An 11707-nucleotide genomic window follows, 5' to 3' on the forward strand; every position below is an offset into this window, starting at 1 on the left:
TCAAAATTGAAACTCTCAAACCCTATGACCTTGAATCCCTCATCCAAAACCCAAACCTACTCTCAAACACTAAAACCCTCCAACTCTCCAACTTCCCCACCCTCAAAACTCTAATCCTGTAACTCTCAACTATAATTCGTACTTTTGCAGATTCAAACAGCGAAGCAAATTTTATGGAACTTATTCACAGAAACCTGGCTATCGGAATTCACGATGCTTTACAGGAAACATTTTTCGAAAAAAACAAATACGCAGATAAGGTAATCGAAAGACTTTTAAAAGCCCATAAAAAATGGGGAAGCCAGGACAGAGCCGTTGTTTCTGAGATTTTCTATAATATCATCCGCTGGAAAAAACGTCTTGAATATTATATGGGTGAGGGCGTAAAACCTACCAATATCTATAAACTGATGATTGCGTATCTGCTTTGGAGCAAGACGAATTACAAAAAGTTTGAAGAGTTTGACGGAATTAAAATCGCAGATATCCTTACCAAGCTTAAAAAGAACACCGTTCCCACGAAAGCTATCGAACATTCCATTCCTGAATGGTTAGCCGAAACTCTGGAAAAAGAATTGGGACCGGGCTGGGAAAAAGAAATGCATGCTTTAAATGAGCAGGCTCCAACCGTATTAAGAGCAAACAGCCTTAAAACAACTCCCCGGGAACTTATTTCTGATCTTTCGGATGAAGGTGTAGTAGCTTACACTGTGAAAAATTATCCGGATGCCGTACAGCTTGAGGAAAAGAAGAATGTTTTTCTTACGACAGCTTTCAAAGAAGGCTTATTTGAGGTTCAGGATGCTTCTTCACAGAAAATCGGGTATTTCCTTGATGTAAAAGAAGGACAGAGAGTTGTGGATGCTTGTGCAGGTGCAGGTGGAAAAACGCTTCACTTAGCTGCATTGATGGGAAATAAAGGTCAGATCGTTGCTTTAGACATCTTTGAATGGAAACTTGCTGAACTGAAACGTCGTGCAAAAAGAGCGGGAGCGCACAATATTGAAACCCGTATGATCTCTGACAATAAGGTGATCAAACGTCTTCATGACAAAGTGGACCGACTTCTGATTGATGCTCCGTGCTCAGGACTTGGAGTTTTAAAAAGAAATCCGGACAGTAAATGGAAAATTGACCAGGATTTTATCGACAGAATCAAAAAAGAACAGCAGCAGATTCTTCAGGATTATTCCAAAATGCTGAAAGTAGGCGGAAAATTGGTGTATGCAACATGTTCTATCCTTCCTTCTGAAAATAATCTCCAGGTAGAAGAGTTTTTGAAGAGCAATTCAGGCTATAAATTAATCAAAGATGATAAAGTAATGCCAAGTCATGGCTACGATGGATTCTATATGGCACTGATCGAAAGAATTTCTTAATCAGATTCAAATCTTAAAAATATACAGCTGCTCCATCCCAGGGGCAGCTTTTTTATTGGAAAAATTTAATCTTTATATATTTTAAGGTTTCAAAATCCAGAAAAATTTATATGTATTATGTATGGTGTCCGGTAACCTTTTATAAATGTCCGGAGAGCTGAAAGCGTGAAAACATATGATAAAGACTCGCAGGAGTAACGGAAGGTACGAGTTCCGGCTCGTAGGATGTTAATGCGTTCTGCTAAGGTACCCCTAAAACAAAACCTTCTTGCAAGAGAATTGCAAGAAGGTAAAAACACAAATGATGAAAAAAAATTATTTCGAGCCACAAAGTAAAGGCTAAATTTTATATAATAAATTATCATATATTATTAATTATTTCATTTTAATTTTGTATAGCATATAAGACGGGATTCTCACAGCGAAAAAAATCAATCAAATACGTAATAATTGATTCAAATAATTAATATTTTTCATTAAAACAAAGTATTTAGTTAAAAATATTAACTTTTAATTATTTTTTGTTGTTATTTTTAAACATCAAAGCTAATTTCGCTTCAAATAAGTAACAACATGTGTGGAATTGTATGTTTGTTTGATGCCAAACAAAAAACTGAAATGCTAAGACCTCAGGTTTTAGAAATGTCAAAAAAGATCCGTCACCGCGGTCCGGACTGGAGCGGTGTATTTCAGGATGATAAAGTAATATTTTCTCATGAGAGGCTAGCCATCGTAGATCCTGCTTCAGGAAAGCAGCCTTTATTCACCAAGGACGAAAAAGTAGTTCTGGCAGTGAACGGAGAGATCTATAACCATAGAGAATTAAAAGAGAAGTTTCCTGATTTTGAATTCCAGACCCAGTCGGATTGTGAAGTAATCCTTGCCCTGTACGGAAAATATGGGGAAAACTTCATCGAAAAACTTAACGGAATTTTCGCATTTGCCCTTTATGATATAGAAAAAGGAGTCTACCTGATCGCCCGTGATCACATGGGAATCTGCCCTCTTTATCAGGGTTGGGACAAAAACGGAAATTATTATGTGGCTTCCGAATTAAAGGCGCTGGAAGGAGTCTGTAAGACAATTGAAACATTCCTTCCGGGACATTTTGTATACAGTCCGGATGGAACTGAACTTCAGCAGTGGTACAAAAGAGACTGGGAAAGCTTTGACAGTGTAAAAGACAATGAAACCGATATTTCAAAAATAAGAAAAGGCCTTGAAGATGCCGTTCACAGACAGTTAATGAGTGATGTTCCTTATGGTGTACTCCTTTCCGGAGGACTGGATTCATCCGTTATTTCGGCAATTACAGCAAAATACGCAAGACAGAGGGTTGAAAGCGGCGATACTCAGGAAGCGTGGTACCCAAGACTTCACAGTTTTGCAGTGGGTTTGACAGGATCTCCCGACTTGGTGGCAGCAAGAAAAGCGGCAGACCATATTGGATCTGTGCATCATGAGGTTAATTTCACCGTTCAGGAAGGATTGGATGCAGTACGCGATGTGATCTATCACCTGGAAACTTATGATGTAACGACCATCAGAGCTTCTACGCCAATGTATCTTTTGGCAAGAGTGATCAAATCCATGGGAATCAAAATGGTTCTTTCCGGGGAGGGCTCAGATGAGCTTTTCGGAGGATACCTGTATTTCCACAAAGCGCCTAACGCAAAAGAATTCCATGATGAAACGGTAAGAAAACTGGGCAAGCTTCATTTATATGACTGTTTAAGGGCCAACAAAGCCCTGATGAGCTGGGGAATTGAAGGCAGGGTTCCTTTCCTTGATAAAGAATTCATGGATATTGCAATGGCTGTTAACCCAAAAGACAAAATGATCAGCGTTGAAGAAGGTAAAATCGAGAAATGGGTATTGAGAAAAGCGTTTGAAGATATTCTTCCGGAATCTATTGTCTGGAGACAGAAGGAGCAGTTTTCAGACGGTGTGGGTTATTCATGGATCGATACTTTAAAAGAGGTGGCCGAAAAAGAAGTCACGGATGAAATGATGGCCAATGCGAGATTCAGATTCCCGCTTAACACACCTCAGAATAAAGAGGAATACCGTTACAGAACAATTTTTGAAGAACATTTTCCAAGTGAAACGGCAGCGGCAACAGTTCCGTCCGTACCTTCGGTGGCCTGCTCCACTCCTATCGCTTTGGAATGGGATGAAGCTTTCAAAAAGATGAATGACCCGAGCGGAAGAGCCGTAAAAGTACATGAAACGAGTTATGAATGAGGATTCGGAGTTAGAACGTCGGAGAGTTTGAGGGTTTGAGGGTTTGGGAGGCTTAGAAGTTTCAATATAGAGTTTAAACAAAAAGTATTGATTTTGATCTCTCAATTTAAAATATAGAGTTCACTTGGGAAACAAAATTCAAAATTTGCGGTTTTCAGGTCTGAAATCTAAAAATTCAGTGTCTCATATATGATTTCTGACTTCTAATCTGCGGCTTCTAACAATTAAAATTTATCAATCCTGTAGAAATACAGGATTTTCTTTTGAATAACGCTAATAATATCAATATAATTTAACTGACAATCAAAAATAATATCTAAGAAATAATTATATTTGGACAACGAAAATATCAATTATAAAAAAATGAGAAGAAATCTTACTGTTTTATTTGCCTTACTATCCATCAGTTTTGCTTTCGGACAGGGAAAATATGGCAAATACTTAAATTCAAAAAAGCTTGCTTTGACTTATAAAAGCGTTAAGGATGCAGATAAGGACGACTATTATCAGCAGTTCTACTGGCTGGTAAAAGCGGAGCAGCTTAAAACGTATCCTCACCTTAAAGACGTAAAACCAGTCATTTTGTATGAGTTTGTAAAAAAAGTAAATCCTCAGAACCCTACGAAAAAGCTGGATGACAGAGGAAAAGAACTCAGAGCAACGGCAGAATTATCTTTAAATCAGTATTTTAAGAACAAAAAATTCGAGAATAATTCGGTTTTGATGTACAATCTTGAAACTTACGTAGATCCGTCCAAAGGTCAGTTTTACACCAAGGTAGATCCGGAGAAGATCAAAGAACTGGTTCCTAAAGAGCTTTTTGCCTTCAATTCTTTAAACAGGAACTTAGGTGAAGAAAAAACATACTACCTGTGGATCGATAAGAAAAAAGACGACCTTAATATTGTAGATATCATCCCTGACGAAAAAGATAACAAAGCTTTCTACGCAAGATTAAAACAGTATCTTCCGAGCTATAAATTTTCCAAGTATGTTCCGACTGTGAAAAAAGGGAACAAATCAGACAAAACAGATGTTGATTATTACTACATCATGCCGTTTGAACAGAACACCGATAATATCGAGTACAAAACAAAAGATTTCAAAACTTTTATCTTAAGCCAGTACAGAAAAGCCGGTGATGAATGGAAAGGAGTAGAAAAACCTAGAAAATAAATCTAAAAGTCCTGTGAAAATTCACAGGACTTTTTTAATTTTATAAGAAATTCCTGATCTAAGGTCAGACTGTAAAAAAAACAGAACTGAATCAATAAAAATAAATCTGGAAATAATTTGATCTCCAGTCTATAACGAATGACAGAAACAAGCCCGCAACAAACCTCTGTAAAAAAAATACTCCCATTAATCCTGGCCACTGCTATTTTTATGCAGATGCTGGATTCCACAATCCTGAACACTTCCCTGCCCTCCATCGCAAAAGACCTTCATGAATCTCCACTCAATATGCAGAATGCCATTATCAGCTATGTTCTTACATTGGCCGTTTTCATGCCTGCAAGCGGTTTCCTGGCAGACAGATTCGGAACAAAAAAAGTATTTATTTTTTCCCTGGTCCTTTTCAGTTTCGGATCACTGCTCTGCTCCATGTCGCAAAACCTTACGCATCTGGTTATTTCAAGGGTGATTCAGGGTGTCGGAGGAAGCCTGATGACACCAGTAGGAAAACTGGCCCTGATCAAGACTTTTGATAAAAGTGAATTGCTTAAAGCAATGAATTTTGCCATTATTCCTGCACTGATCGGCCCCGTGCTTGGTCCGCTGGTCGGAGGATATATGGTGGATTATCTTTCATGGCACTGGATCTTCCTGATCAATATTCCCATCGGATTTCTGGGAATTATTTTAGGGCTAAAATACATGCCCAATTACAAATCTACCGATGTTGACTTTGATTTAAAAGGATTTTTAATTTTTGCCGCCGCATCACTTCTGTTATCCGTTTCACTGGAACTTTTCGGGGATGTACAGAATATCAGTCCCGTCCTTTTTGTATTTATTCTGGGCTTTTTATTCCTCTATTACTATTACAGACATGCAAGAAGAGGCGGAAATCCTATTTTCCCCCTGGATCTGTTCCAGGTAAGAACGTTCCGCGTAGGAATTGTCGGAAACATGGCTACCCGGTTAGGGATCAGCTCTGTTCCGTTGCTCCTTCCCCTGATGATACAGATTGCTTACAAACAATCTGCGGTAACTTCCGGATGGATCATTGCTCCTATGGCCCTTACCGCTATATTCGGAAAATCATCAGTCATTAAAATTTTGGACAGATACGGTTACCGGCAGACTCTAATGGTGAATACCTTCATCATCGGAACCCTGATCTGTCTTCTTGCCATTCCCGATATCCATACTTCTCTATACTGGTTTGTCCCGATCATTGCTATACTGGGGTTCTTTAACTCTATTCAGTTTACCTCAATGAATACAATTTCCATTGCAGACCTTAGAAATTTCCAGACCAGCAGCGGAAATTCACTGATATCAGTTAACCAGCAGCTGGCTATCGGCTTCGGAATTGCTTTCGGACTTATCGTTTTGAAATTGTTTGAAAACTCAGATCTTATCGGGGGCGAAACTCACAATGCTTTCCGCTACACTTTCCTTACCGTGGGAATACTGACCATTATCTCAGGTTTTGTTTTCAGAAGGCTCCATATTTCAGACGGGAAGAATATGAAGTCAAAAGAAGATTGATATAACCGAACCAATCCGTTCCTTATCACTTTTGCTATTTTAAAGAACTTACCACAGATCAATGCATCTGATTCTTCGCTGCAGTATTTTTGTTATATAAAATTCACACTAGTATGACAGCGAAAAAAGTAGAAATCGTCGTATCACCAAAACCTGCACACTTTGTAGGTGATGGTTTTAGGGTTCATAATTTTATACCGGGGGCACAGGGATTGGACATGAAAAGAATGGACCCTTTCATTATGCTTGATTATAATTCAAAATTCCATTTTAACGGTTCGGAAACTCCCAGAGGTGTAGGAGTTCATCCCCACAGAGGTTTCGAAACCGTAACAATAGCTTACCAGGGAAAAGTAGAACATCATGACAGTGCCGGTGGTGGCGGAATCATAGGAGAAGGTGATGTACAGTGGATGACGGCTGCAAAAGGCGTTCTTCACAAAGAATATCATGAAACCGAATGGTCCAGAAAGGGAGGGATTTTCCAGATGGTCCAGCTATGGGTGAATCTTCCGGCAAAAGATAAAATGAGCTGCCCGAAATACCAGGCTATAGAAAATGCAGCCATGGAACGCGTCAGTCTTGGTGAAAACGGCCTGGTTGAGATCATTGCAGGAGAATATAACGGGCACAAAGGTCCGGCAGACACTTTCACCCCGGTGAATATGATGAATGCTAAATTAAAAGCCGGCGGAAAAGCTGAATTTAGTTTCCCTGCGAACTTTAATACAGCTGCGTTGGTAATTGAAGGAAACATTACCGTAAATGGAGAGGAAAAAGCAGCAGCAGACCACTTTATTTTATTTGAAAATGAAGGTGAAACATTCAGTATTGAAGCTCATGAAGATGCAATAGTACTGATCATCAGTGGCGAGCCTATCAATGAACCGATTTATCCTCACGGACCTTTCGTGATGAATTCAAGAGAAGAGATCATGCAGGCTTTTGAAGATTATAATACCGGAAAATTTGGATACCTGGAGGATTAAAAAAAGAAAAGGCATATTAAATTATAATATACCTTTCCTTTTTATGAAATGCAATATTCTTATTTAGGCTGTTGAGCCTGTACTAATTTCATTGCAAACTCTGACCATAATTTAGCATCATCCGGAGTCATTTTACCAGCCAAAGAAGACTGTTTTGTAGCCCACTCCTGTGCTTTTGCATTTAGTTCCTGTATTTTAGCTGCGTCACCGGATTTTGATGCTGCCATTGTTTCAGACACATAAGCTGCATAATCATTGGCAAATTGCTGCATCTCAGGAGTACTGAATTTTGGCACCTCAACACCATTTACAGTAGTAGGGGCAGCGGTTGATTCCTTAGCAGCCGGAGTTGAAGCAGTTGACTCTACAGGCGCTGCAGAAGTATCTGTAGTTTTTGCTTCTTCTTTTTTACATGCTGTAAGAAGTACCATACCTGCTAACCCCAGAGTTAATGAAAGTTTTTTCATGATTTTAATAATTTTATTATTTAGTTATCAACAAATATAAATAATATTTTAATTAATTATAATCAAAATTAAATTTTAACATAAAAATGGCAATAATATCACTTTATATAGAAAAATTAACACTTTATAAAAATAATTTAATCAGATAAATCCCGGTATTTTTTAATAGCATTTATCGTTAAAGCTAAATTATTTTGTATTAAATTATACTAATTATGAAATAACATTAAAGAGAAAAATAATAATAAATTTGCTATTTATGCCGGGTATCATTGAACTTATCACATAAATAAAAGCAGGATTTAACCATTCTGTTCTGTTTAAAAATAAAGATGAAATGTTATTCAACAGGATAATGAATGGATCTGTCTTCACGAACCTTTCAGAGAGAAAATTATACAGGCTTTTGAAGAATACAATACCGGAAATTTAGGTTATCCGGAGGATGAATAGAATTAATTGATCTTAATCTTACGTTATTGCTTTTTTATTTAACTTTATATAATGATGTTTGGTGAAATATAAAGATGCACAGTTTAAATGACTTTGCCTCTTTTGAGACACCAATCCTTTTACAATACAATAATTTATGAAACCAGAATTTGAAAACATTCCTCTTGTAAAAGCAGGAAAAAGATTTGAAATAGAAATCGAAGGGCATTTTGCATTTATCGATTACCGTGAAATGGGCCACCAGATCGCTTTGGTACACACGGAAGCAGAGCCTGAACTGGCAGGAACCGGTGCCGCCACTGCCGTTGTGGAAAAAACACTGGCTTATATTGAAGAAAATGAAAAAAAACTTCTTCCGTTCTGTCCTTATGTCTTTGCCTACATCAAGAAGCATCCGGAGTGGAAACGTATTGTTGATGAAAGATTTGAAGGATACGACAAACTGTAACCGTATACTTTAAAGACTGTCCATCCACTTAAAACAAAATTCAAAAAAACATTTACCTTATTATGTCAAATATCGGACTCATTATAGAAGAAAAAGCAGCAGACATCGGAAATTTCCTGGTCGGAAGACTTCTTCCTTTCCGTGAAAAAAGAGCAGTCGGACCTTTTGTATTCATCGATCATATGGGACCTTCTGAACTGAAGGATTACCAGAACCTTGATGTTCCGCCGCATCCTCATATCGGATTATCCACCCTAACTTACCTTTTGGAAGGCTCTATTTTTCACAGGGACAGCATTGGAAGCGCGGTTGAAATAAAACCGGGAGCCGTTAACTGGATGACTGCCGGAAAAGGTGTGGTACACTCTGAAAGAACTCCTGAATACCTGAGACACAGCGACAAAAGACTTCACGGATTCCAGATCTGGGTAGGTCTTCCAAAACATCTGGAACAGTCGGAACCTACATTCCATCATATTGAGGCCGATGAAATTCCGGTATGGGAAGAAGATGGAATCCAGTATAAGCTGATTGCCGGTGAGGCATTCGGAAGGAAGTCTGCAGTTCCTGTTCACAGCCAATTATTTTTTATCGAAATCAAAACGAAAGAAGCAAAGAAAATAAGCATCGGAAAGGATCTTTATGGGGAAGCAGCGATGTATGTGCTGGACGGAACGGTTTCTACGGAAGGAAATACTTACGGTTCAAAACAGCTGATGATCGCCAAAGACACCAAGCTTTGTGAGTTCGAGATGAGTGAAAACGGTACCGTGTATCTTTTCGGCGGCGAACCTTTTGATGAGGAGCGTTTTATATTCTGGAATTTTGTAAATTCAGATAAAGAAATGATCAACCAGGCCAAAATCAACTGGAATGATCAGAACCACGATGCTTTCCCTCTGGTTCCCGGTGATGAAAAAGAATACGTTCCGCTTCCTAAAGCGATTTTAAACAGGAAATAACCGTCAGTGTCAGTATACAACCATGAAAATATTAGCATTTGCAGGAAGTACTTCTTCCACTTCGATCAACAGGGAACTGGTAAAATTTGTTCTGAAAGATTTCAGGGAGGAAGAGGTCAATCTGATCGACCTGAATGATTTCACCATGCCTGTTTTCTCCGTAGATCTTGAAAAGAAAGGATTTCCGGATGAAGCCCACAGCTTTTTAAAAAGGATTGAAGAATGTGATGTGATCATCTGTTCGCTTGCGGAGCACAACAGATCCTACAGCTCGGCTTTTAAAAATGTCTTCGACTGGGCGTCAAGGATCAATGTCAAAGTATTCCAGAATAAGCCTATGCTTTTGATGAGTACATCTCCGGGAGGCTACGGCGGAGGTAATGTGATGAATACAGCCAGGACATTTTTCCCGCAGTTTGCGGCAGATATCAAAGATACCTTCTCACTTCCGAAGTTTTATGAAAATTTTGATCTGGAAAGCGGGGTCATCAATCCGGACCTGCTTAAGGAGCTTAAAGACAAGATAGAAAACTTTAAAAACGAGGTTAAAACCGATGACTAAAGGAAGACTGGAAGCTTTCAGTGATGGCGTTTTAGCTATCATCATCACCATCATGGTCCTTGAACTGAAGGTTCCGGAAGGAAGCAGCTGGAGCAGTCTCAGGCCTCTCCTGCCGAGGTTTCTTGCTTATATTTTCAGCTTTATTTATGTAGGAATCTACTGGAACAATCACCATCATCTGTTTCAGACCGTAAAAAATGTAAACGGAAGCATTCTCTGGGCCAATCTTCATCTGCTGTTCTGGCTTTCGCTGATGCCGATTGCCACGGAATGGATCGGGACAACACATTTTGCAGAGAATCCCGTGGCAGCCTACGGGATCTGCCTGATCATGGCTGCTGTGGCCTATACTATTTTAGAAAACGTGATCATCCGGTATGAAGGTGAAAATTCCAGACTTAAGGAAGCTATCCATTCAAAATTTAAAGAATATATCTCAATTATATTTTACGTTCTCGGAATCGCTGTTTCGTTTTTTTATCCTTATATTGCCATCGGTTTTTATTATATTGTGGCTCTCATATGGCTGATTCCGGACCGAAGAATCGAAAAATCACTAAAAGAAAACTGATATGGAAACACACGAATATCCCAACGGCAGCATCACTGTCATCTGGCAGCCACAGAAGTGCATCCACTCGGGTGTCTGCGTAAAATTGCTTCCCAAAGTCTACAATCCTAAAGACAGACCGTGGATAAAAGCTGAAAACGCAGCCCCGGAAGAGCTTAAAAACCAGATAGACCAATGCCCTTCAGGAGCATTAAGTTATAAATTCAATACAAAACAATAATGGCGGTAACCGTAAAAGCAAGTTTAGGAAAAACAAAATATTATACTGAGGTAACGGCCGGGGAAAACAAGATCATTACCGACGAGCCAATAGATAAAGGCGGACAGAACAAAGGTTTTAATCCGCTCGAAATCTTAGCTGCGTCTCTGGCAAGCTGCACTGCAGCCACGTTAAGGATGTACATCGAACGAAAGGAATGGGACGTAGAAAACATCAGCGTAGAAGTAGAACTCGAAAATTTTCCTTTAACGAAGCGAGCTGTATTCAAAAGGGATATCAGCTTTGAAGGTATTCTGGATGATGAGCAGATAAAAAGGCTGCATACCATCGCAGATGCCTGCCCTGTGCACAAAATATTAACCAACGACATAGAAATACTAACCAAATTTTCATAATATGACCGAAGTAAAACAAAACAACGACGAAAAACACGGAAGTTTTGAAGCTTTCATAGATGGAAGACGCGCAGGGATGATGACTTATACCTGGGCTGGAGAAGAAAGATTCATCATAGACCACACAGAGGTGGAAGAAGACTACAACGGAAAAGGGGTAGGAAAGGAAATGCTCCTGGCAGCAGTAGATTTTGCCAGGAAAAACGGCAAAAAGATTATCCCTCTCTGTCCTTTTGCCAAAGCAAGTTTTCAGAAAAGTGAAGAATTACAGGATGTTTTAGTGAATTGATACTATTTTG

13 protein-coding genes are annotated in these 11707 nt (G+C 39.0%); 12 read left to right on the forward strand and 1 reads right to left on the reverse strand.

Going from position 1 to position 11707, the window contains the following annotated elements:
* Positions 1-173 precede the first annotated feature (173 nt).
* The 5 genes from IX38_RS06855 (at position 174) to IX38_RS06875 (ending at position 7330) form a co-directional block, all read left to right on the forward strand.
* Positions 174-1379, forward strand: a complete 1206-nt coding sequence (locus tag IX38_RS06855; protein ID WP_034703240.1) for an RsmB/NOP family class I SAM-dependent RNA methyltransferase — start codon at positions 174-176, stop codon at positions 1377-1379.
* 573 nt (positions 1380-1952) lie between these two features.
* Entirely contained in the window at positions 1953-3623 is a 1671-nt protein-coding gene (gene asnB, locus IX38_RS06860) for an asparagine synthase B (RefSeq protein WP_034703242.1), read from the forward strand.
* Between the two features lie 363 nt (positions 3624-3986).
* Positions 3987-4799 carry a hypothetical protein gene (locus tag IX38_RS06865; protein WP_034703247.1) on the forward strand — a complete coding sequence of 271 codons (813 nt, stop codon included), beginning with the start codon at positions 3987-3989 and terminating at the stop codon, positions 4797-4799.
* A gap of 138 nt (positions 4800-4937) precedes the next feature.
* Positions 4938-6341, forward strand: a complete 1404-nt coding sequence (locus IX38_RS06870; protein ID WP_034703249.1) for an MFS transporter — start codon at positions 4938-4940, stop codon at positions 6339-6341.
* Positions 6342-6454: 113 nt separating this feature from the next.
* On the forward strand, positions 6455-7330 hold the full coding sequence (locus IX38_RS06875; protein ID WP_034703251.1) for a pirin family protein: 876 nt from the start codon (positions 6455-6457) through the stop codon (positions 7328-7330).
* Positions 7331-7389: 59 nt separating this feature from the next.
* Here IX38_RS06875 and IX38_RS06880 read toward each other — a convergent pair whose 3' ends face one another.
* Positions 7390-7797, reverse strand: a complete 408-nt coding sequence (locus IX38_RS06880) for a hypothetical protein (protein ID WP_034703253.1) — start codon at positions 7795-7797, stop codon at positions 7390-7392.
* A gap of 589 nt (positions 7798-8386) precedes the next feature.
* On the opposite strand from IX38_RS06880, the gene IX38_RS06885 reads away from it, so the two are divergent.
* From IX38_RS06885 to IX38_RS06915, 7 genes are all read left to right on the forward strand, one after another.
* Positions 8387-8698, forward strand: a complete 312-nt coding sequence (locus tag IX38_RS06885) for a GNAT family N-acetyltransferase (protein WP_034703255.1) — start codon at positions 8387-8389, stop codon at positions 8696-8698.
* A 62-nt stretch (positions 8699-8760) separates the two neighbouring features.
* Positions 8761-9660 carry a pirin family protein gene (locus IX38_RS06890; protein ID WP_034703257.1) on the forward strand — a complete coding sequence of 300 codons (900 nt, stop codon included), beginning with the start codon at positions 8761-8763 and terminating at the stop codon, positions 9658-9660.
* A 22-nt stretch (positions 9661-9682) separates the two neighbouring features.
* On the forward strand, positions 9683-10222 hold the full coding sequence (locus tag IX38_RS06895; RefSeq protein WP_034703259.1) for an NADPH-dependent FMN reductase: 540 nt from the start codon (positions 9683-9685) through the stop codon (positions 10220-10222).
* Positions 10215-10793 (forward strand): TMEM175 family protein, encoded by a 579-nt coding sequence (locus tag IX38_RS06900; protein ID WP_034703261.1) that lies wholly within the window; start codon positions 10215-10217, stop codon positions 10791-10793. The genes IX38_RS06895 and IX38_RS06900 overlap by 8 nt, the downstream gene beginning before the upstream one ends.
* 1 nt (position 10794) lies before the next feature.
* The gene (locus tag IX38_RS06905) at positions 10795-11013 is read left to right on the forward strand and encodes a (4Fe-4S)-binding protein (protein WP_034703264.1); all 219 of its coding nucleotides are present in this window, start codon (positions 10795-10797) and stop codon (positions 11011-11013) included.
* A complete protein-coding gene (locus IX38_RS06910; RefSeq protein ID WP_034703266.1) occupies positions 11013-11408 on the forward strand; it encodes an OsmC family protein in 396 nt (131 codons plus the stop codon). The genes IX38_RS06905 and IX38_RS06910 overlap by 1 nt, the downstream gene beginning before the upstream one ends.
* A gap of 1 nt (position 11409) precedes the next feature.
* The gene (locus IX38_RS06915; protein ID WP_034703269.1) at positions 11410-11697 is read left to right on the forward strand and encodes a GNAT family N-acetyltransferase; all 288 of its coding nucleotides are present in this window, start codon (positions 11410-11412) and stop codon (positions 11695-11697) included.
* Positions 11698-11707 lie beyond the last annotated feature (10 nt).

The organism is Chryseobacterium luteum (genome assembly GCF_000737785.1).
Taxonomy (GTDB): domain Bacteria; phylum Bacteroidota; class Bacteroidia; order Flavobacteriales; family Weeksellaceae; genus Chryseobacterium; species Chryseobacterium luteum.

Coding starts and splice junctions, on each gene's coding strand:
- IX38_RS06855 (WP_034703240.1), top strand. CDS start 174: ATGGAACTTATTCACAGAAACCTGGCTATCGGAATTCACGATGCTTTA.
- asnB (WP_034703242.1), top strand. CDS start 1,953: ATGTGTGGAATTGTATGTTTGTTTGATGCCAAACAAAAAACTGAAATG.
- IX38_RS06865 (WP_034703247.1), top strand. CDS start 3,987: ATGAGAAGAAATCTTACTGTTTTATTTGCCTTACTATCCATCAGTTTT.
- IX38_RS06870 (WP_034703249.1), top strand. CDS start 4,938: ATGACAGAAACAAGCCCGCAACAAACCTCTGTAAAAAAAATACTCCCA.
- IX38_RS06875 (WP_034703251.1), top strand. CDS start 6,455: ATGACAGCGAAAAAAGTAGAAATCGTCGTATCACCAAAACCTGCACAC.
- IX38_RS06880 (WP_034703253.1), bottom strand. CDS start 7,797: ATGAAAAAACTTTCATTAACTCTGGGGTTAGCAGGTATGGTACTTCTT.
- IX38_RS06885 (WP_034703255.1), top strand. CDS start 8,387: ATGAAACCAGAATTTGAAAACATTCCTCTTGTAAAAGCAGGAAAAAGA.
- IX38_RS06890 (WP_034703257.1), top strand. CDS start 8,761: ATGTCAAATATCGGACTCATTATAGAAGAAAAAGCAGCAGACATCGGA.
- IX38_RS06895 (WP_034703259.1), top strand. CDS start 9,683: ATGAAAATATTAGCATTTGCAGGAAGTACTTCTTCCACTTCGATCAAC.
- IX38_RS06900 (WP_034703261.1), top strand. CDS start 10,215: ATGACTAAAGGAAGACTGGAAGCTTTCAGTGATGGCGTTTTAGCTATC.
- IX38_RS06905 (WP_034703264.1), top strand. CDS start 10,795: ATGGAAACACACGAATATCCCAACGGCAGCATCACTGTCATCTGGCAG.
- IX38_RS06910 (WP_034703266.1), top strand. CDS start 11,013: ATGGCGGTAACCGTAAAAGCAAGTTTAGGAAAAACAAAATATTATACT.
- IX38_RS06915 (WP_034703269.1), top strand. CDS start 11,410: ATGACCGAAGTAAAACAAAACAACGACGAAAAACACGGAAGTTTTGAA.